Annotated in this window: 22 protein-coding genes; 17 read left to right on the top strand and 5 right to left on the bottom strand. The window is 62.7% G+C overall.

Annotation, left to right across the window (positions count from 1 at the left end):
- The first annotated feature begins 95 nt into the window (after window positions 1-95).
- From INF35_RS07375 to INF35_RS07360, 4 genes are all read left to right on the top strand, one after another.
- A complete protein-coding gene (locus tag INF35_RS07375; protein ID WP_193501079.1) occupies window positions 96-308 on the top strand; it encodes a FeoA family protein in 213 nt (70 codons plus the stop codon).
- A 47-nt stretch (window positions 309-355) separates the two neighbouring features.
- Window positions 356-577 (top strand): FeoA family protein, encoded by a 222-nt coding sequence (locus tag INF35_RS07370; protein WP_193501078.1) that lies wholly within the window; start codon window positions 356-358, stop codon window positions 575-577.
- A gap of 38 nt (window positions 578-615) precedes the next feature.
- Window positions 616-2,802 carry a ferrous iron transport protein B gene (gene feoB / locus INF35_RS07365; RefSeq protein ID WP_193501076.1) on the top strand — a complete coding sequence of 729 codons (2,187 nt, stop codon included), beginning with the start codon at window positions 616-618 and terminating at the stop codon, window positions 2,800-2,802.
- Between the two features lie 87 nt (window positions 2,803-2,889).
- A complete protein-coding gene (locus tag INF35_RS07360) occupies window positions 2,890-3,048 on the top strand; it encodes a FeoB-associated Cys-rich membrane protein (protein ID WP_193501074.1) in 159 nt (52 codons plus the stop codon).
- Between the two features lie 549 nt (window positions 3,049-3,597).
- Here INF35_RS07360 and INF35_RS07355 read toward each other — a convergent pair.
- On the bottom strand, window positions 3,598-3,903 hold the full coding sequence (locus INF35_RS07355; protein WP_193501072.1) for a hypothetical protein: 306 nt from the start codon (window positions 3,901-3,903) through the stop codon (window positions 3,598-3,600).
- 111 nt (window positions 3,904-4,014) lie between these two features.
- Between INF35_RS07355 and INF35_RS07350 the strand changes: the two genes are divergently transcribed.
- Window positions 4,015-4,875 (top strand): hypothetical protein, encoded by an 861-nt coding sequence (locus tag INF35_RS07350; protein WP_193501070.1) that lies wholly within the window; start codon window positions 4,015-4,017, stop codon window positions 4,873-4,875.
- A gap of 4 nt (window positions 4,876-4,879) precedes the next feature.
- On the opposite strand, the gene pdxR is transcribed toward INF35_RS07350, so the two are convergent.
- A complete protein-coding gene (gene pdxR / locus INF35_RS07345; RefSeq protein ID WP_193501068.1) occupies window positions 4,880-6,289 on the bottom strand; it encodes a MocR-like pyridoxine biosynthesis transcription factor PdxR in 1,410 nt (469 codons plus the stop codon).
- Between the two features lie 156 nt (window positions 6,290-6,445).
- Here pdxR and INF35_RS07340 point away from each other — a divergent pair, with 156 nt between their 5' ends.
- From INF35_RS07340 to INF35_RS07330, 3 genes are all read left to right on the top strand, one after another.
- Complete coding sequence (locus tag INF35_RS07340; RefSeq protein WP_193501066.1) at window positions 6,446-7,129, top strand: ECF transporter S component; 684 nt, start codon at window positions 6,446-6,448, stop codon at window positions 7,127-7,129.
- A gap of 161 nt (window positions 7,130-7,290) precedes the next feature.
- Window positions 7,291-8,544: an SGNH/GDSL hydrolase family protein gene (locus INF35_RS07335; RefSeq protein WP_193501064.1), complete on the top strand. Its 1,254-nt coding sequence runs from the start codon at window positions 7,291-7,293 to the stop codon at window positions 8,542-8,544.
- Between the two features lie 165 nt (window positions 8,545-8,709).
- Entirely contained in the window at window positions 8,710-9,876 is a 1,167-nt protein-coding gene (locus tag INF35_RS07330; protein ID WP_193501062.1) for a cation diffusion facilitator family transporter, read from the top strand.
- 4 nt (window positions 9,877-9,880) lie between these two features.
- On the opposite strand, the gene INF35_RS07325 is transcribed toward INF35_RS07330, so the two are convergent.
- A complete protein-coding gene (locus INF35_RS07325) occupies window positions 9,881-10,651 on the bottom strand; it encodes an HD domain-containing protein (RefSeq protein ID WP_193501060.1) in 771 nt (256 codons plus the stop codon).
- 397 nt (window positions 10,652-11,048) lie between these two features.
- On the opposite strand from INF35_RS07325, the gene INF35_RS07320 reads away from it, so the two are divergent.
- From INF35_RS07320 to INF35_RS07305, 4 genes are all read left to right on the top strand, one after another.
- Window positions 11,049-11,666 (top strand): TetR/AcrR family transcriptional regulator, encoded by a 618-nt coding sequence (locus INF35_RS07320; protein ID WP_193501058.1) that lies wholly within the window; start codon window positions 11,049-11,051, stop codon window positions 11,664-11,666.
- 141 nt (window positions 11,667-11,807) lie between these two features.
- A complete protein-coding gene (locus tag INF35_RS07315; protein WP_193501056.1) occupies window positions 11,808-12,320 on the top strand; it encodes a PTS sugar transporter subunit IIA in 513 nt (170 codons plus the stop codon).
- Window positions 12,321-12,474: 154 nt separating this feature from the next.
- Window positions 12,475-12,891 carry a PH domain-containing protein gene (locus INF35_RS07310; RefSeq protein ID WP_193501054.1) on the top strand — a complete coding sequence of 139 codons (417 nt, stop codon included), beginning with the start codon at window positions 12,475-12,477 and terminating at the stop codon, window positions 12,889-12,891.
- 15 nt (window positions 12,892-12,906) lie between these two features.
- Complete coding sequence (locus tag INF35_RS07305) at window positions 12,907-13,488, top strand: Ntn hydrolase family protein (protein WP_193501052.1); 582 nt, start codon at window positions 12,907-12,909, stop codon at window positions 13,486-13,488.
- 65 nt (window positions 13,489-13,553) lie between these two features.
- On the opposite strand, the gene INF35_RS07300 is transcribed toward INF35_RS07305, so the two are convergent.
- Complete coding sequence (locus INF35_RS07300; protein WP_193501050.1) at window positions 13,554-14,870, bottom strand: cysteine peptidase family C39 domain-containing protein; 1,317 nt, start codon at window positions 14,868-14,870, stop codon at window positions 13,554-13,556.
- A gap of 38 nt (window positions 14,871-14,908) precedes the next feature.
- Window positions 14,909-15,730, bottom strand: a complete 822-nt coding sequence (locus INF35_RS07295; protein ID WP_193501048.1) for a YesL family protein — start codon at window positions 15,728-15,730, stop codon at window positions 14,909-14,911.
- A 232-nt stretch (window positions 15,731-15,962) separates the two neighbouring features.
- Between INF35_RS07295 and INF35_RS07290 the strand changes: the two genes are divergently transcribed.
- The 5 genes from INF35_RS07290 to aroC all read left to right on the top strand — a co-directional run bounded on the left by INF35_RS07290 (window position 15,963) and on the right by aroC (window position 20,353).
- Window positions 15,963-16,727 (top strand): hypothetical protein, encoded by a 765-nt coding sequence (locus tag INF35_RS07290; RefSeq protein ID WP_193501046.1) that lies wholly within the window; start codon window positions 15,963-15,965, stop codon window positions 16,725-16,727.
- A complete protein-coding gene (locus INF35_RS07285) occupies window positions 16,724-16,891 on the top strand; it encodes a hypothetical protein (RefSeq protein ID WP_193501045.1) in 168 nt (55 codons plus the stop codon). The genes INF35_RS07290 and INF35_RS07285 overlap by 4 nt, the downstream gene beginning before the upstream one ends.
- A gap of 163 nt (window positions 16,892-17,054) precedes the next feature.
- Complete coding sequence (locus tag INF35_RS07280; protein WP_193501044.1) at window positions 17,055-18,179, top strand: bifunctional chorismate mutase/prephenate dehydratase; 1,125 nt, start codon at window positions 17,055-17,057, stop codon at window positions 18,177-18,179.
- Window positions 18,176-19,207, top strand: a complete 1,032-nt coding sequence (gene aroB, locus INF35_RS07275; RefSeq protein WP_193501043.1) for a 3-dehydroquinate synthase — start codon at window positions 18,176-18,178, stop codon at window positions 19,205-19,207. The genes INF35_RS07280 and aroB overlap by 4 nt, the downstream gene beginning before the upstream one ends.
- A 33-nt stretch (window positions 19,208-19,240) precedes the next feature.
- On the top strand, window positions 19,241-20,353 hold the full coding sequence (gene aroC, locus INF35_RS07270) for a chorismate synthase (RefSeq protein ID WP_193501042.1): 1,113 nt from the start codon (window positions 19,241-19,243) through the stop codon (window positions 20,351-20,353).
- The last annotated feature ends 43 nt before the right edge of the window (window positions 20,354-20,396 follow it).

Here is a 20,396-nt window from a genome sequence, read left to right as displayed (position 1 = left end):
CAATATTAAACTACGAATTGGAAAAAGCCGGGAACACAGCCCAGGCGCGGGGCGCCCCGGCGGCAGACGCGCCCACAGACGAAGGAGGGGCTTCCATGATGCCACTTTCCATGGCAAGACCGGGTGAGACGGTCACCATACGCAAGATCACGGGCAAGGACGATGTCCGCCAGCATCTGGCGGAGATGGGCTTTGTTGTAAATACCGATGTCACCGTTGTGAACGAGCTGGGCGGCAGCCTGATCATACAGGTCAAGGACAGCCGCGTGGCCCTGGACCGCACGATGGCCAACCGCGTGATGATCTGACCGCCGGCGCGGCTGGCGCACGGCAATCAGAAAAGGAGGAATTTGTGATGAAAACACTCAAAGACGCCAAAGTGGGCGATGTGGTCACCGTGGCGCGCCTGCACGGCGAAGGCCCGGTCAAGCGGCGCATCATGGACATGGGCATCACCAAGGGCACGGTGCTGAAAGTGCAGAAGGTGGCCCCCCTGGGCGACCCGATGGAACTGACCGTGCGCGGGTACGAGCTGTCCGTCCGCAAAGCTGACGCCGAGATGATCGAACTGGTTTGAGCGCAGCAGAGCTGCATTGGATTACGGAGGAATTTGTCATGCCAATCAAAATTGCACTTGCCGGCAACCCCAACTGCGGCAAGACGACACTGTTCAACCACCTGACCGGCGCCAACCAGTATGTGGGCAACTGGCCGGGCGTCACTGTGGAAAAGAAGGAAGGCCGCCTGAAGAGCCACGACGATGTCATCATCCAGGACCTGCCGGGCATCTACTCGCTGTCCCCCTACACGCTGGAGGAGGTGGTGGCCCGCAACTACCTGGTCACCGAGAAGCCCGACGTCATCCTGAACATCATCGACGGCACCAACATCGAGCGCAACCTTTACCTGACCACCCAGCTCATCGAGCTGGGCATCCCGGTGGTGATGGCGGTCAACATGATCGACCTGGTGCGCAAAAACGGCGACCGCATCGATGTGAAAAAGCTGGGCGCCGCCCTGGGCTGCGAGGTGCACACCATCAGCGCCCTGAAGGGCGAGGGCTGCATCGAGGCCGCCGAGGCCGCCGTCAAGCTGGCCGGCAAGCCCCGCACCGCCGAGCTGCCCCACGTCTTTACCGGCAGTGTCGAGCACGCCATCGCCCACATCGAGGAATCCATCTCGGACAAGGTGGACCCGGGCCTGCTGCGGTGGTACGCCATCAAGCTGTTTGAGCGGGACGAGAAGGTGCAGCAGCAGCTGGCCCTGCCCGCCGACCTGGCCCGGCACATCGACCAGCACATCGCCGACTGCGAGAAGGAGCTGGACGACGACGCCGAGAGCATCATCACCAACCAGCGCTACACCTACATCGCCGGCGTGGTGGCAAAGTCGGTGGCCAAAAAGCGGGCCGTCCATTCGCTGACCACCTCCGACAAGATCGACCGGGTGGTCACCAACCGCATCGCCGCGCTGCCCATCTTTGCGCTGGTCATGGCGGCGGTCTACGCCATCGCCATGGGCGGCACCCCCATCTCCATCGGCACCATGGCCACCGAGTGGACCAACGAAGTGCTCTTCGGCGAGATCGTTCCCCCGGCGGTGGAAGGCTTTTTGACATCCATCGGCTGCGCCGACTGGCTGGTGTCCCTCATCAATGACGGCATCGTGACCGGCGTGGGCGCGGTGCTCGGCTTTGTGCCCCAGATGCTGGTGCTTTTCTTCCTGCTGTCCATCCTGGAGGACGTGGGCTATATGGCCCGCATCGCCTTCATCATGGACCGCATCTTCCGCAAGTTCGGCCTGTCCGGCAAGAGCTTTATCCCCATGCTCATCGGCACCGGCTGCGGCGTGCCCGGCGTCATGGCCTCCCGCACCATCGAGAATGACCGCGACCGCAAGATGACCATCATGACCACCTGCTTCATCCCCTGCGGTGCCAAAATGCCCATCATCGGCCTGTTTGCAGGCGCCATCTTCGGCGGCAGCACGCTGGTGGCGGTCTCCGCCTACTTTATCGGCGTGGCGGCCATCATCGTCTCCGGCATTATCCTGAAAAAGACCAAGATGTTCGCCGGCGACCCGGCCCCCTTCGTCATGGAGCTGCCCGCCTACCACATCCCCGCCTGGGGCAACGTGCTGCGCGCCACCTGGGAGCGCGGCTGGTCCTTCATCAAGCGGGCGGGCACCGTCATCCTGGCATCCACCGTTGTGCTGTGGTTCCTGCAGGGCTTCGGCTTCACCGACGGCGCCTTCGGCATGGTGGAGGATAACAACAACAGCCTGCTGGCGGCCATCGGCGGCGCAGTCAGCTTTGTCTTTGCCCCGCTGGGCTTCGGCACCTGGCAGGCCACCGTTGCCACCGTCACCGGCCTGATCGCCAAGGAAAACGTCGTCGCCACGCTTGCCCAGCTGTTCGGCTACGCCGGCGAGGTCTCGGAAAACGGCGAGGAGATCTGGGGCCTGATCCCCACCCACTTTACCGCGCTGACCGCTTACAGCTTTATGATCTTCAACCTGCTGTGCGCCCCCTGCTTTGCGGCCATGGGCGCCATCAAGCGGGAGATGAACAACGGCAAGTGGACCGCCTTTGCCATCGGGTATATGTGCGTCTTTGCTTACGCGGTGTCCCTGATGGTCTACCAGATCGGCGGCCTGATCACCGGCGAGGTCAGCTTTGGCATTGGCACTGTGGCGGCGCTGATCGTGCTGGCGGGCATGATCTGGATGCTGGTGCGCAAAAATCCCTACGACGGCAAGGAGGAGCAGACCCTCAAGGCTTCCCGCATGGAGGCTGCCCGCTGATCCTTCGGCCCGTCCTGTAAATGTAACAACGCGCCTGCCCCGGGTCAGACGGCCCCGGAGGGCAGCGCCCCGGAAAGGAGCTAGTCTATGGCGACCGTAATTGTTTCTCTTGTTGTATTTGGAGCCGTGGCCTTTGTCATCGGTAAGGGCATTTACAACCGCGTCCACCGCAAGGGCGGCGGATGCAGCTGCGGCGGAGGCTGCTCCGGCTGTCCGGGCTCCTGCCTCTGCCACCCCGAAAAGTAAGCATTTCCCCCTCCGTTTACATCATATGCAAGGCTGGAAAGCCCCGGACTCTGCCGCTGCATGCGGTATGGCTCCGGGGCTTTCTCTGCTGAAAGGGAGAGGGGAGAGTGCCCGGCAGCCAAGGCGTCCGGCAGCGCGACAGGATACGCAGATCGGGAGGGCAGCCGTCCGCCCTGAACCGGCAACAACACAAGAGGCGCACTGCAGACAAGCAGTGCGCCTTTTGTGTTGCTGTATATGCTTTCATCAGGAGATGGGAGCTGTCAGAAGAAGAGCTTCCAGGGAGCGGCCGCCCCTTGGAATGAATATAGTTTAACATGGCTAACGTTAGTTGTCAATGGCTAACGCAAAAACATTTTTGGAGCTTTCCCGTGACCAAAACAGAGAAGGCGGTGCAGAGGGGCACCCCCTGGTCCGGAAAGCTGCGGCATCCGGCCTGACGCCGGGTACCGGTTGGGCGGGGGGCCGGAGTGTGATTGTTTTATGTAGTTTCCGCACCCGGCCTGCCCGGGAAACCCTTCCGGACGGCAGCGTGTGCGGAGACTGCCTTCAGATAGCCGGGCCGCGGGGCGTCTCAGCTGCCTGATCGTCGCCGGTAATGCGGGGAGCCTGCTCGGGGGCGTCTCCCGGCCGGACGGCGGGGGTCTCGGGGTCCAGGGCCTGGCGCAGCTCGTCGATCTCCTCCGGCGTTACCCGGTCGGCGGCACGGTGATGGGCCCGGGCGGCGCCGGGCGCCTCAGTGTGGTCGTCGGTGGGCAGCATGCCGGGCAGCATGTCCCCACCCTCGGGAATGCCGGTCCAGAAGTCGTCCCGCTCGTCCTCGGCCCCCCGGGGGCCAAACAGTTCATGATACATAAGATGCCCTCTCCTTTCGCGAATAGCCTGCCCGGTTTGCGGCCACACTGAATGATGTGGCAGCGCTTCGGGGCGGTCACTTTCCAGTATGGGTACGAAAGGATGGTTTTTATGCGTTCGCGCGGGGGACTTTTTTGGCAAAGCCTGTTTCTGACGCTTCTGGTGCTGGTGCCCTTGTCGGCGGGAGTGCTGTATCTGTCGGGTCAGCGGCAGCATCAGGCGGAGGTGGAGCTGGCCGCGGCGGCGGGCCGGGGAGACGTGGGGGTGGATGCAGGAGCCACCAACACCCATCGCCTGCTGCTGGCCATCCAGACCGAGACGCCGGAGTTCCTGCTCCTGCGCATCGACGCCCCGGCGCGGACCATCACCTTCTGCGGAGTGCCGGGGACAACCCTGGTGGATGCTCCTGAAGGCCAGACTACGCTGGAGGACTGCTATCTGGCGGCAGGGCCTGCCCGGGCGTCTCAGCTGCTGGCCGACACGGTGGGACTGGCGCCGGACGCCTATTTTGCCGCCACGCCGGACACCTACGCCCAGCTCATCGGCACCGAGACCACCGCCCGTTTTGACACCGCCTCGGTGATGGATTATGAGCAGAGGGTGGCTCTGGGCTACGGGGAGGAAAACGCCCCCGAGCTTACCCCTGCCGTCACCGAGGAATTTCTCACCACTCTGCGGGAAGGAATGGATGCTCGGGAGTCCGCCTCGCTGCGGGCGGCGGTGTGGTGCGTTTTTCTGCGGCAGAACCCTGCCCGGCTGACCCTGCTGGTGGAGGCTGCGCGGGAGCAGTCCTCCCGGACGCTGACCAGCATGACCGCCCAGGACCTGCTGCGGGCAGAACAGACGCTGGAATATCTCTCGGCACAGACCGCCGCCACGGTGGAGTATACCGTGCTTTCCGGCAGCGAAACCCCGGCGGGCTATGCCCTGGATGAGGAGGGGCGGGAGGAGGCCGCCCGGCTGCTGGGATAAGGCGTCAGCTCAGCCAGGCCCGGGCCAGAGCTGCCGCCGCTCCGGGAATGTCCTCGTCCGCCAGGGCGGCGTAGCCTGCCACCACGGTGTCGGAAGGGCAGAGTTCCGGCCGGGCCAGATAGTACTCGCTCAGCCCGTGAAGAAGGACCCCCTCCCGGCCAGCGGCCTCCACCATGGCCTCTTCGCCTCCTGCGCCGGGCAGGGTCAGCAGCAGATGCAGCCCTGAATGCCGTCCCCGCATGGTCAGCCCGCAGCCCAGAGCATCGGTGAGGGCGGCGGTAAAGTGCTCCATCCGCTTTTTATAGGTCAGGCGCATGCGGGCCAGATGGCGGGTAAAGTAACCTCCCGTCATGAAGCGGGAGAGAGTCTGCTGTTCAAACCGGCTGACGGTGTTGGAGTAGAGGGCAAAATCCCGGCGGTACCGGTCCAGCAGGGCCAGGGGCAGCACCATGCAGGCGATGCGGATGCCGGGGGCCAGGCTCTTGGAGAAGGTGGTGAGGTAGACCACCGGCCCGTCCGGCCCGGCCATGCCCTGCAGGCTGGGCAGGGGACGGATGTCAAAGCGGAACTCCGAGTCGTAGTCATCCTCCAGAATGTACCGCCCGGGCACCTCTCTGGCCCAGGACAGCAGCTGGGCGCGGCGGGGGGCAGGCATGGTCACGCCGGTGGGAAAGTGATGGCTGGGAGTGATGTAGCAGAGGTTGGCCCCCGTGGCGATGAGCCCCTCCACCGACAGGCCGCTTTTGTCGATGTCGGCGGGCAGGCAGGGGATACCGCTGTTCTGCAGCACCGCCCGGGCACGGGAGTAGCCGGGGTTTTCCACCGCTGCGGTGCCCCCCGCAAACAGATGGGCCAGGCAGCCCAGCAGATACTCGATGCCGGCGCCTACCACCACCTGCTCGGGAGTGCAGCTGACCCCCCGGTAAGCGGCCAGATACTGGGCAATTGCGGCGCGCAGCTCGGCGTCGCCCTGGGCCTCCCCGCGCTGAAGGAGAGCCGGACTGTTGTACAGCAGGTCCCGCTGGATGCGGCCCCAGCTGCGGGCGGGAAAAAGTGCCGTGTCCACGCCCACGGTGGACAGGTCGTACCGGGGACCGGTGGCCCGGATGGGGGCGGGTCTGGCAGGGCGGCGGGGTGCCTCGGGGCGGGGGGCGGGCGCCTCCCCCCGGAGCATGCCTCCCGTCTCCTGCACAAAGAAGCCCCGGCGGGGACGGCTTTCGGCCAGGCCCTCGGCGGCCAGCATCTGGTAGGCGGTGTCCACCGTGTTGACGCTGACCCCCAGCTGCTCGGCCATGGTGCGGCGCCCGGGCAGGGGGCGGCCCGGCGCCAGAATGCCGGAGCGGATCTCCCCGGCCAGGGAAAGATAGAGCTGTTCATAGAGAGGGATCCGGCTTTCCGGATGCAGTTCGATCATGGCACTCACCTCAGTCTCAGAAAAACTGGCCCCATAAAAAAGTTGCATTCTGGATATTTTTACAGAGCCAGATGCGGCTATAATGGGAGCATACCTTCCGCACCGGCATTTGTCAAGGGCGGAGGAATTCTTCATTCATAGAGAGGGGAGTCCACCATGGCTGTATCCACGCCTGTTTTGTGGCTGTTGTTATTCCTTGTCGTTTTTGTCGTTGTGCTGTTCAGCGCGCTGGGCCGTACCCGGTTCACCCCGCAGAAGGTCAGTATGATCGGGGTCATGGCGGCACTGAGCTTTGTCGCCTACGAGTTTTTCCGCATTCCCACCCCCAGCGGTTCCTCCTTCCACCTGGGCAACACCTTCACGGCGCTGACATCTCTGCTGCTGGACGGTGTTTCGGGAGGTCTGGCCGGAGCCATCGGCCTGGCCCTGGCCGACGTGGTGGCCGGTGACCCCGGCTATGCCCTCACCACCTTTATTCTCAAGTTCATCATTGGCCTGGTCTGCGGCACGGTGGCCCACAAGGTCTTTCACCTCCACGACCTGGACGGCGCGGGCAAGGGCAAGGTCAAGTATATGACCGCCGTGACCCTCAGCTCCTTCAGCGGTCTGCTGGTCAACGTTTTCACCGATCCCTTCCTGGGCTACTTCCGCAACCGGTACCTCTTCGGTCAGACGGTAGAGTTGGCATCGGTGGTGGCCAAGGTGGCCAGCGGCGTCACGCTGGTCAATTCGCTGCTGTCCACCGTCTGCGCGGTGCTTTTGTATCTGGCCCTCTACCCGGCGCTGAAAAAGGCCCGGCTTCTGCCCGGCCTGCGGGAGAACCGCATCCGTGCGCACTGACAAACAGGAACAGAAAAAACGCTTCCATACGCCGCTTTTTGGACGGAAAAGATGAAAAAAACGGAAAGCTATAGCGCTCAACGCCAAAATGGTGTAAAATAAATACCGTATGATTTTTTGTGATCGACGGGCAGGAAGCCTTCGCCCGGAAAGGATACGGTATGTCTAAACGGAAGAAGAAGGAAAGCCAGAGCAACTTCTGGCAGCGCATGGATCTGCGCAGCAGGATGTTCTTTGTGCTGGCCATGTGCAGTTTGGCGATCCTTGTGACGGTGAGCGGCACCTTTCTGGCGGTGCACGGCACCCTCAAGGCGGAAACCTCCCAGGAGGATGACAGCTCGGTGGTGACCGACAGCGACTACGATCAGGGCGAGAATGCCATCGATACCGCCCAGTATGCCTCCACCATTCTGGAAGAGACCGAGGATGCAGGGGAGGATTACATCGACGAGACGCTGTTCCTGGGCGATTCCAACACGGCCCGTATGCGTCTGTACGGCTATATCAGTTACGATAACTCGGTGGCGTCGGTGGGCATGGCGGCCCGCAGCATCGAGAGCTATGCCTGCGCCAAATTCTCGGGCTATTCCTCCTACAAGACCATGCCCGAGGCAGTGGCCCTCATGCAGCCCCGCCGGGTGCTCATCACCTTCGGCACCAACGACGTGTCCTCCAGCCTGACCGCCGAAAAGTTTGTAGAAAACTATAAATCCGGCATCCAGGCGGTGCAGGAAGCCTACCCCAGCGTGGACATCATCATCAACTCCATTCCGCCCATCGGCAAGCAGCACAGCAACTCGGACATGTCTCAGTCCCAGATCGACGCCTACAACAAGGCCATCGTCCAGATGTGTGAGGACAACGGCTGGAAATACCTCAACAGCGCCGAGGCACTCAAGGGCACCGACGGCTATGCCAAGAGCGGCTATGTGGATTCCGACGGCATCCATCTGACCCGCACCGCCCTGGATGCGCTGTTTGATTATATCCGCACCCACAGCTATATCACCGACGACGACCGTCCCACCCTGAAGGATGTGCCCAAGCACACCGAGGACAAGGACGTGAGCGTCAGCACGGCGGCCTCGGTGCTGGCCACCCCCACCCCGGCGGCATCCAGCTCGTCGGAGCAGGAGGAGTCCTCTTCCCAGGCGACCCCGACGCCCACGCCTACGCCGACCCCGACGCCTACGCCCACGCCGGAGGCAACGCCCACCCCGACGCCAACCCCGACACCTACGCCTACTCCGACGCCGACGCCTACCCCCACACCGACCCCCACCCCGACGCCCACTCCTACCCCCACGCCCACCCCGGCGGAGACTGCAACACCCAGCCCTGACAACGGCGGCGACCAGGTGGACGGCGCCGGTACCGAGGAAACCAATTCTGAAAATGAAACACCCCAGGCTTGACATACTGCTATAAATGATGTAGTATAACAAAATTCAACTGCATATTCAGATACACAAGCAAACAAGTAAAAAACCACATCCGTACCGGTTCGCCGGGACGGGTGTGGTTTTAGCATATATGGATTTTTTCAATACCTGTTTTTTACAGAAAGAGAGGCGCCTGCCATGGAAACGCAGCCTGTAACTGCCTCCCGCGCTGCGGAGGGAAAACGTGCCAGCATTGTGGGCATCTGCTGCAACCTGAGCCTGTTTCTGGCCAAACTGCTGGCCGGGCTTTTATCCGGTTCGCTGTCGGTTGCAGCGGACGCCTTCAACAATATGTCGGATGCATCCAGCAGCCTCATCAGCCTGCTGGGCTTCAAACTGGGGGAAAAACCCGCCGACCCCGAACACCCCTACGGCCATGGCCGGTATGAGTATCTGGCCGGGCTGTGCGTCTCCGTACTGATTATGGCGGTGGGCATCGAGCTGCTCAAGAGCAGTTTCTCCCGCATTGTCACGCCGGAACCGGTGGACTTCACCCTGCTGACGGCGGTGATCCTGGGGCTTTCCATTGCGGTCAAGGCGGGCATGATGATCTTCTATCGCCGGGTGGGCCGCCGCATCGACTCTCAGACCCTCATTGCAGCCGCGGCAGACAGCCGCAACGATGTGCTGACCACCGCCTGTGTTCTGGCCGGGGCTCTTATCTCCCGGGTCAGCAGCTTTGAGCTGGACGGCATCGTCGGTCTGGGGGTGGCGCTGTTTATTCTGTACAGCGGCTTCGGTCTGGTGCGGGACACCCTGGACCCGCTGCTGGGGCATGCCCCTGCCCCCCAGGAGGTGGAGGCCATCCGGCAAAAGATCCTTTCCTACCCCGGGGTCATCGGCACCCATGATCTGCTCATCCATGACTACGGCCCCGGCCGTCAGTTTGCCAGCGTCCATGTGGAGATGTCGGCGGCGGGGGACCCCCTGCAGAGCCATGCCGTGGTGGATACCATCGAGCGGGACTTTTTGCGGGAGCGGGGACTCAATCTGGTGGTGCACATGGACCCGGTGGCGGACGTGGACACGGCGGCCGGGCGATTCCGGGAATGGATCGCCGGGCAGGCGCGGACGGTGGACCCGGCGCTGACCATTCACGACCTGTGCGTCATTCCCGGAGGTCCCGAGGGACGCACCGCCTTTAATTTTGACTGTGCCGCCCCCGCCGACCTGGCTCTGTCCGACGATGAGATCCGCCGCCGCCTGGCCGACAAGGTGGCGGAACGCTATCCTCGCTGCCGCTGCGACATCACGGTGGATCGGGGCTATGCGGCCATGCCCCACCCCGAACCGCCCCGCGCCTGAACCCTCAGGTCAGCTGCTCCTCCAGCCAGGCGTGCATATGGGTGCGCATCCCGGATAGAGTATGGGCAGTTTCGGCGTTTTCCGAGGAAAATGCCATAAGCTTTTCCAGCCATCCCTGCTCCTTTACGATGCGCAGACTCTCGGGAAAGACCAGCTCATACACCAGGGACATATGCCCCACAATGTTGTCGATGGGCCCGTGCCTGAGGGTGCGCAGCACGGCGTGATGCTCGTAGAAGGCCTCCGCCACCCCGGCGCTGATGGGCGAATGGTACAGCTCTTCCCGGGAAACATTGTAGATATCCTCCAGGGGAAACTCCACGTTGGCCCGCAGAATATCGATCTTGTCCGCATCCCGCAGAATGTTGCAGAAGCGTGCCGTGCGTTCGTCCAGGGGCGGCAGCCGGTAGACGCTGTGCAGGGCCACCGCCTGATGCAGCAGTTCGTCCTCGGAATCGTCGTCCAGATAGTCCCGGATGTGTCCCTCCTCAAACAGGACCTGGGCGCCGCAGGCAGCGTGGTCGATGGACTGGGCGTCGATGAAAGTGCCGAACCGGCGCAGCTGCTCAAAGCGGCCCACATCGTGGAGCAAACCGCACAGCCAGGCCAGACGGACCTCCTCCTCGGGCAGGTCCAGAGAGCGGGCGATGCGGCGGCAGAGCCCGGCCACCCGGTAGGTGTGGTCGATCTTGAGACGGACTTTGGGGTCCTGATCGTTATAGTGCGCCGCATAGGCGGCAAAGGCGTCCAGTGCCTTCTGAGTGTGGAAAACCATCGAAGAAAGGCTCCTTTTATCCTGAAAGTGCGGCCCGGGCCGGAAGCGCGGGTGACATAAGAAAATGAGGATTGTGCAAAAAGTGCCGCCCTGTTTTCTTATGGGACCCGGCAGAAAGCCCCGGGCCGTTTTATGCATTATACCACATCAGTTCCAGCCCGGCGGATGAAGGCTGGAAAAATTGCAGGAAACAATAAAAATCCGGTGATTTAAGACAAAAAATATATGACAATATTGAAAATATTGTGCAAAACACTCATAAATTCTTGACTTTTGCAGGCACGGAAACTACTATTATGGTAAGGTATTGTCGCCGGACCAGAGCGGGGAAGGTCCGGCGCCGCCTTCAAACAAAGCGCCGCTTTGTGCGGGTGGCGCGGCGAAAGGTGGATGCACCATGAATGCAAAAGGGGACGCTAACCGCAGCGTACGGATGACCAAGCGCCGTTTGTGCGACGCGCTGATCACACTGCTGGCCCAAAAGCCCGTGCGGGAGATCACCGTGCGGGAACTGACCGCCCTTGCCAAGGTGAGCCGGGGCACGTTTTATTTCCACTATACCGATATTTACGATCTTCTGGCCCAGATCGAGCGGGAACAGTTTGAGGGTTTGGACGCCCTGATGGGGGTGCTTCTGCCCAGCCTGGACAGTGATGTCCCGCCCGAGGCACTGCGCACGCTGTTTGCCTATCTCAATGAGAATGAGGCGCTGTGCAGCGCGCTGATGGGCCCCAACGGCGACCCGGTGTTTGTGCGCCGCATCCGCGAGATGCTGGAGCGCCGCTGCATCGGCCATTTTGCCGAGCCCGGCTGTGAGACGCCCCGGCAGCTTTACCTGACCAGTTTTGCGGTCAATGGCTGTGTGGGCAGCATCGAGACCTGGCTGCTCAACGGACGCAAGGAATCCCCCGACCGCATGGCGGCGCTGCTGTGGGATGCGGTGCGCGCCATCCGGACGGCGGCCACCACGGTGCGGCTGCCGGGACAGGTGGCTCAGGATATGACCAAACCGTGAATTTTTTGACGTTTTGTCAGACAAGGGGGCTGTCGGCATTGATTTTCCATGCCGGAGCACGATATAATAGGCTCAGAATATCCAGACAGTCGGCCGCAGCCCCGGGCCACGGCCGCCAAACAATCAAAGGAGAGAACGACAATGGGATTTTTTGACATTTTCAAGAAAAAGGCAGAACCTGAAACTCCCGCCCCCACCGGCCCCATGATGGTTGCCGCCGACGCCAAGGGCACCATCGTCCCGATGGAATCTATCCCTGATGATGTCTTTGCACAGGGCATTCTGGGCAAGTGTTGCGGCATCGATCCTGCCGAGGGCAAGGTGTTTGCTCCGGTGGACGGCGTCATCACTCAGGCTCCCGACACTCTGCATGCGCTGGGCATTCAGGGCAACGGCGGCGTGGAAGTGCTCATCCATGTGGGCGTGGATACGGTTGAAATGAAGGGTGACGGCTTCAGCGCCAACGTCAAGGTGGGCGACAAGATCAAGAAGGGTCAGCTGCTGCTCACCATGGATCTGGACAAGATCAAGGCGGCGGGTCATCCCGCGGTGGTCATCACCGTCATCACCAACACCGATGAGTTTGCCGACGTGGACGTTGTGGCTTCCGGCGAAGTGGAGCCCGGCGCCGACATGATCAAGGTGACCAAATAATCAAAAGCCGTCCGGGCATCTGCCCACGGCATACAGGGCGCGGTTCTGCCTGCGGGCGGGGCCGCGCCCTGCCTTTGCAGGAAAGACGTTCGCCCTTGCCGGGCGGTGCGGGGTATGGTATAGTAGAACACAACAACATAAGGAGGCTTTGAAGATGGAACAGAAACAGAATCAATCCGCCGAGACAATGTGGAAGGACCGTCGGCATATCCTGTGGTTCCCCTGGACCTTTGATGTCTACCGCATTGCCAACGGCCGCATCTACACCCAGCACGGCCTCATCAACTGCGAGGAAAACGAGTGCATGATCTACCGTGTGCTGGACATTTCCCTCAAGCGCACGCTCATCAACCGCCTGTGCGGCACCGGCACCATCATTCTGCGCACCAAGGACGCCTCCGACAGCATTTTGACCATCAAAAACGTCAAGGACAGCCAGCGGGTCAAGGACATGATCAGCGAGCTGGTGGAGCAGGAGCGCCGGGACAACGGTCTGCTGGGCCGGGAAATGTTCGGCGCAGGCGGCGGGCATATGGACGGCGCCTACCGCGATGCCATCGACGAAGAATAAGGGAGGAACAACAATATGAGCGCGATCCTGGCCGTATGCGGCGAGAATTTCTGCGCCATGGCCAGTGACGGGCGCATGGTGGAGGAACCGGCAAAGGTGGACAGCCCCAACATCCTGACCGAGGAGCTGCCCAAGCTGCGCAAGGTCAACCGCAACGTCTGCGTGGGCTTTGCCGGGGATACCCTGGCCGCCGTGCGCATTGTCAATGCTCTGGATGAGTATGATGTCCAGTACCTGACCTTTGAGAAGATCGTCAAGATCCTCCGGGACCGTGCCCGGGAGGTCGAGACCCTGCCGTTGGGCATCCGCTTCCTGGTGGGAGGCCGGGGCCGCAAGGGGGGCTTCCAGATGGCCACCCTGGGCAGCGACAACAACTATGAGCCGGAGGTCCGGCCCGCCCAGCCGGGGGCCTACCTCATCGAGGGCGCCAGCGCCCACACCGAGATCGGCCCCATGCTGGAAGAGTACCTGCAGGGCGGGGTGGAAAACTGGCGCTCGCTGGACGATGTGGCCGCCTCCATGGATGCCTGCATCCAGGCCATTGCGCAGCGTGACAAGACGGTCAACACCAAAATGTACCGCCAGCTGATCCTGTAATACACAATACAAAACGCCTCTGCCCGGTTTTCGGGCAGAGGCGTTTTCTGCTGGTACGCAGCAGGTTATACCGTCACATCTCCCACCAGCATGCAGCCGGCGGTGTCGATGGCGTAGACGGTGTATTTGGTCAGATCGCCGGTGGAGTCGGGCAGGCGGATGCAGCCGGACTCGGGCCGAACATAGTGGAACAGCTTGTGGGCGGTGGTGGCGTGGGGGCGCTCCTCCTGGGCTGTCCAGGCCAGCACGCCGCCGGGGTGCTCTTCATCGCCGCAGAAATCGTCGGGCAGCTCCCGGGCTTCTCCGGCCTGCATCAGCCGGTAGAGCCCCGGCTGATCCCTGCCCGCCCGCCGCAATGTCACGCTGGACCGCCAGGGACCGCCATGCTCGGGCACCGGCTTCCGGGGCCGCATGCAGAGGGCCAGATTGGTCCAGGCTACCAGGAAGTCATCCAGCGCAACGCTGACCTCGGTGTCAAAATCATTGTCGGCAGCCCAGGGGTCGTTGAGCAGGGCGTGGAGCTCACCGTTCACCGTCCCGAAGCCCCGCAGTGCGGCATAGCGGCGCTCGGGCATACCGGCGGCCAGCTGGGCAGGGGTGCTGTCCAGCTCCACCACCACGCCGTACCCGGCGCGCAGCTCGGCACGCAGGGCGCCCAGGTCCGCCCAGCGCACCCAGGCGGGAAAGCCCCAGCAGCCCATGGCAGCCGCCCCGAAACTCAGATTGCTGCAGCCCCGGCCGTCCCGCATGGCCAGCACCAGCTCCTCGGGCAGGATGTCGGCACCCCAGCGGTTGGTCAGCCCGGCAATGGCACAGGCCAGATCCATCTGGGGGCGCAGTTCCGGGGCGCGGCGCATGACCGAGTAAGGCGGCAGATGCAGCCGGGCGTTGACCGGTCGGCCGCCCCCCGGAATGACATCCACCCGCCGCACACTGACGCCCAGCAGCGACACCGACGGGGTGTGTCTGTCGTCCTTGGTGTAGAGATAAATGCGCAGCTGTACATGGGTGGCCACCTTGGAATCCAGGGTCAGCTGGTCGCCGTTCAAAGCCAGAGCGCCCCGGGCGGAGGGAGCGGCACTTTCCCTGGGGAGGAAGGGGCTCCACTTGCCGAAGGCCGACCAGGCAGTCCAGTTGCCGTCCACCATGACCCGGGCCTGGGCTTCCACGGCGGTACCCGGCGGGGTGAAGGCATTCCAGCTGGGACGCAGGGCATCAAAGGGCGGCATGGGAATGGAGGGGCTGGTGTAGCAGCCGTAGGGCACATAGCCGCCCTGCACCACGTCGAGAATGATGTGGGAGTTGGCCACCGTCACGTTGTCCAGCTCGCCGCGCATGAATTCTTCCGTCTCCTGCAGAAGGAACAGGGTCTTTTTTTCCATGGGAATGTGTCACCTGCCTTTTGGAACGATGGGGAAAATCAGTCGTCCCCCCGGGGACCGAACATGGAATGGTTTTCCATGCTGTCGTTGAGCTCCTCCTCCCGACGGTGACGGATGATTTCCTCCACCGAGAAAGCGGTATCCAGAGGCTGATAGACGACCATGACGGCAATGAGCCAGGGCAGCCAGAAGCCGGTCACCAGCATCAGGGGCAGGGTGAGGGGCAGAAACAGCACAAAGAGCACCCAGTACGCCGCCTGGACCGCCGCAGCCAGCAGGGTGCGGGGCAGATACCCCAGGAAAAAGAAGATGCAGTTTTTCAAAAACTGTGCCGGGGTCAGATGGACCAGAGGGATCTGGGCAAAAGCGTAGGTAAACAGTCCGGCAGCAAAGATCAGACCTGCACCCATGCAGATCCAGATGATGGAGGGAACAGCCTCCATGGCGGGCAAAATCATCAGCATGGAAAGCCAGCTGCCGCTCAAAAGCCCCAGCACAAAACCGGGCAGCAGGCTGTCCTTCCAGTTCTGGCGCCAGGCTTTTTTGTAGGTCACCCACCAGAAGCCGGGCTCATCCCGCAGAGAGCGCAAAATGGTGTCGATGAGGCTGCAAAGGAAAGGCGCGCCGAGCATACCGCCCACAATGCCGCCCAGCAGGGTGAACAGCACCGAGCTGCCGATGAAACCCAGGGCCATCAGGATAAAACCGGGCAGGCATCCCAGGCAGCAGAGCATGCTGGCTTTGTAAAAGGACAGGCCGTCCCGGCCCAGCACTTCAAAAAAACGTGCGGCGCCCTTTTTGCGGATGGGGGAGGCATCCTCCTTGGGGGCCTCGGTCCATTTGGAACTGTTGAAGAACATGGCGTTTTCTCCTTGCACGGGGCGGCGGGCGCCCCGGTTTGTTCTGTTTTTTGTATACTATATATCATATCCGGTTTGCAGGCAGCTTGCAAGCGGGCAGAAGCGTACAAAACCGTGAAATCCTGCCGCCTGGGGGAAATTGTGAAAGCCGGGAACGGCAGATGACTTTTTGCCTGAGATGTGCTATGATAGCAGACAACAAAAGCGATTGGGGAAAAGGAGAACATCAGCCATGGCCTGGGTGACGAAAAGCAGCAGCGAGAGCTATGAAAATCTCAAGGAGCCGGAGCGGGTCTATACCCCGGCAGAAAAACTTGCCAACTGGTGGCATTATTATAAATGGGCGGTACTCATCGTGCTCATCGTACTGGGCATCACCGGCTGGATCGCCTACAGCGTTCTGTCTCAGAAGACCCCCGATTATCAGGTGGCCTGGGTGGCAAGCTACGACCTGCCCACCGAGACGGTGACGGCATTGCAGGACCGGCTGGAAGGCTATGCCATCGACCGAAACCGTGACGGGGAAACCTATGTGCAGGTCAACCGCTATGTTATCGACTTTGATGAGGCGGAGACCTCTGAATCTGCCGATCCCTCCATGGCGGCCTACAGCAGGATCGCGGGCATGACCCGGCTGTCGGCGGACCTGTCGGAGGGGATGAGCTATATCTTCATCATCGAGGACCCGGAAAATTTCCTGCGGGCCACCGAATGCCTGCAGTATCTGGACGGCACCACACCGGCGGAGGGTGCCAAAGACTGGCAGAACATGGTCTACCGCTGGACCGACTGCCCGGTGCTGACCGGCTTTGACCTGGGCCAGTATGAGAATACCCTGACCGGGGAGCCGGAGGAGAGTGCCCAGCTGTTTGAAGGTGTGTATGTGGCCCGCCGCGGCGCCTGGACCGAGGAACAGCAGGAAGAAAACACCCATTATGACGGCATGTGGGAACTGCTGACCAAGGAAGTTCAGCCCATGGGGGAGAGTGACCGGTGAGCCCCCGCCTGCCCGCCTGGCTGGCCAGAATCCTGGGCCGCCGGCCACGGAAGCCGGAGCCCCGGCAGACACCGCCCCTGCCCCAGAATCCCTATCGGCGGTTTTACACCGCCCCCCGGCGGCTGGAGGACCTGGCGCCCCGCCCGCCCAAATGCCCCAAATAGTCTTTTTCACCCGCAGCAGAGGATGCAAGGAAGCACCCTTCGCTGCGGGTTTGACATTTTTGGGGAGAATGCCGAATTTTTGCGGCGATTTTACGCCTGCGGCCTTGAGGAACAGACCGTTTTATGGTATAGTGAAACTGTATATCTATCGGAGGAAACTGCCATGGAACTTTTGGAGCAGGCCCGCGCGGAGATCGACGCCGTCGACGCGCAGATGGCCGAACTGTTTGAGCGCCGCATGCGTGCGGTGGCAATGGTGGCGCGCAGCAAGGCGGACAGCGGCAAACCCGTCTTTGACCCCGAGCGGGAGCGGGCCGTCATTGCCAAAAACACCGCCCGCATCACCGATGAAGCCCTGCGCCCCTACTATAACCGCTTTCTGCAGCAGGCCATGGCGGTTTCCCGGGCCTATCAGCGGGAACTGCTGGGCCGCGGGACGGCAGCCTATCAGGGGGTAGAAGGCGCCTGGGCGCACATTGCCTCCCGGCGGGTGTTCCCCTTTGCCCGGCAGATGGCCTGCAAGACCTGGGCGGATGTGTTTGAAGCGGTGAGCACCGGCAAGGCGGAGTTCGGCGTCCTGCCCTTTGAAAATTCCACCGCCGGGGATGTGTCCGCTGTGCTGGACCTGCTGTATGGCCATCCCGACCTGTCGGTGTGCGGCGTCTACGACCTGCCCATCCGCCAGGACCTGCTGGGGATCCCGGGGGCCACGCTGGCGGGGCTGCGCACGGTGGTCAGCCACCAGCAGGCGCTGAGCCAGAGCGCGCCCTTCCTGCGGGCCCACGGCTTTGAGACCAAGGTTTGGGGCAACACCGCCGACGCCGCCCGTTATGTCTCCGAACTGGGGGACCCTGCGGTGGGGGCCGTGGCCTCCGCCGAGACCGCCCGCCTCTACGGGCTGCAGGTGCTGGCCCAGGGCATCAACGAGGACGGTGACAACACCACCCGCTTTGTGGTCATCACCCGCACCCGCAGCGAGGACATCCCGGTGGGGGAGGGCCAGCGCATTGCCCTGCTCTTCACGGTGGACCACAAGCCGGGCAAACTGGCCCAGGTCATCGAGCGCATCGGCAGCATGGGCTTCAATATGGAGAGCATCAAGAGCCGTCCGCTGCCCCATGTGCAGTTTGAATATTATTTCTATGTACAGCTGATCTGCCCGCAGCGGGCGGCGGGACAAAGCTGCCGCACCCTGCTCCATGATCTGGAAGCCCCCTGCCGCACCGTGCGGCTGCTGGGCGTTTTTGACCACGAGACACTGTGTGATGAGGAAGGGGTAACCGTATGAAATTAACAATGCAGTTGAAAAAGAACAGCTATGACATCATCCTCAAGCGCGGATGTCTGAAAAATCTGTACCAGTTCGCCAACCTGGTCAACCGCAAGGTCTTTATCCTCACCGACGACGGGGTGCCCGCCGCCTATGCCCGGACCATTGCCGACCAGTGCAGCGATGCCAGGATCTACACCATCCCCCAGGGGGAGGGCAGCAAGTGCCTCAAGGTCTACGGCAATGTGCTGGAGGCGATGCTTGCCTTCGGCATGAGCCGCCGGGACGTGGTCGTCGCGGTGGGCGGCGGCGTTGTGGGGGATCTGGGCGGATTCTGCGCCGCCACCTATATGCGGGGCATCGACTTCATCAACTGCCCCACCTCCACCCTGGCCCAGATCGACTCCTCCATCGGCGGCAAGACGGCCATTGACCTGGGGGAGACCAAGAACATTGTGGGCGCCTTCTGGCAGCCCCAGGTGGTGCTCATCGACCCCGATGTGCTGGCCACCCTGCCCCGCCGCCACTTTGTCAACGGCCTGGCCGAGGCGCTGAAGGCAGGCATCATTGCCGACCCCGAGCTCTTCGCCCTCTTTGAGAAGAACACCCCCGAGGAGGACATCGAGCAGATCATCTACCGCAGCCTGCGGGTCAAGAAGCACATCGTGGAGCAGGACGAGCGGGAGCAGGGCCCCCGGGCGGCGCTGAACTTCGGCCACACCATCGGCCACGGCATCGAGGCGGTCAAGGGCATCCGGGGCCGCCGGAAAAACGGCCTCTACCACGGCGAGTGCGTCGCCCTGGGTATGCTGCCCATGATCGAGGACAACTCCCTGGTCAAGCGCACCCGGGCCGTCATGCGGGCGCTGGGCCTGCCCACCCGTGCCGCCTACGACAAACAGAAGGTGCTGGAACAGATGCGCCACGACAAAAAGGGCCGGGGCGACAGCATCACGGTCATCCGGGTGCCGGGCCTGGGCTGCTGGCGGGCGGACAAGATCCCCATGGCTGAGTTGCCCACCCTGCTGGGAATTGAGGAAGAATAAGTCCTGTTTGTGCACAAGTAAGGAGCCTTTTGCATGAAAAACACCTTTGGCAGTGCTGTTTCCATGACCATTTTCGGGGAGAGCCACGGCCCGGCGGTGGGGGCGGTGCTGGACGGTCTGGCGGCGGGCCTGCCGGTGGACACGGCGCAGATCGCTGCCGCCATGGACCGCCGCCGCGCCCGGGGAGACGGGCTTTCCACCTCCCGCACCGAGCCGGATGAGGTGGAGATCCTCTCCGGCCTGCTGGACGGCCACACCACCGGCACCCCCCTGACCTTTGTCATCCGCAACACCAACACCCGCAGCGGCGACTACGCCAAAACCGCCGCCCTGCTGCGCCCCGGCCATGCCGACTACACCGCCTTCGCCAAGTACGAGGGCTTCCAGGATGCCCGGGGCGGGGGACATTTCTCCGGACGCATCACGGCGGCGTCGGTGGCGGCGGGTTCGGTCTGCCGCCAGGTGCTGGCGGGGCTGGGCATCCGGGTCTACACCCATATTGCCCGGTGCGCCGGCATCGACGACGCCCCTCTGGATTATAACAACCTGCCCCCCGAGGCAGCTCCCGGGCATTTCGCCCTGGCGGACCCCGCCAAGGAGATCCCCATGCAGGAGGCCATCCGCGCCGCAGGGGCCGAGGGGGACAGCGTGGGAGGCATTCTGGAGACGGTGGTCACCGGCATCCCCGCCGGGGTGGGCGAGCCCTTCTTCGACAGCGTGGAGAGTGAGCTGGCTCACCTGATGTTCTCCATCCCGGCGGTCAAGGGTGTTGAGTTCGGCGCCGGGTTCGCCTTTGCGGGGCTGCGGGGCAGCACCGCCAACGATGCCTTCCGCATGGAGGGGGACCGGGTGGTCACCGCCACCAACCGCAACGGCGGCGTCAACGGCGGCATCACCAACGGCATGCCGGTGGTCTTCCGCACGGTGGTCAAGCCCACCCCCAGCATCTACAAACAGCAGGACACGGTGGATTATATGGCAAAACAGAACGCCGAGCTCACCATTCACGGCCGGCACGATCCCTGCATCGTGCCCCGGGCCGCGGTGGTGCAGGACACGCTGACGGCTCTCGGCATTCTGGATCTCTGGACGGTTCGCTACGGCACCGCCGCCCAGAAGCACGGCCTGCCCCAAAGCGGCCGCTGACCCCGCCCGGCAGAGGGAACAAGACAGCCGGGCCGAAAGGAGG

This window comes from Gemmiger gallinarum (assembly GCF_014982805.1).
Classification (GTDB): Bacteria; Bacillota; Clostridia; order Oscillospirales; family Ruminococcaceae; genus Gemmiger; species Gemmiger gallinarum.
The sequence above is the reverse complement of the archived record's forward strand: the minus strand, read 5'-3'. Positions and strand labels throughout refer to the sequence as shown.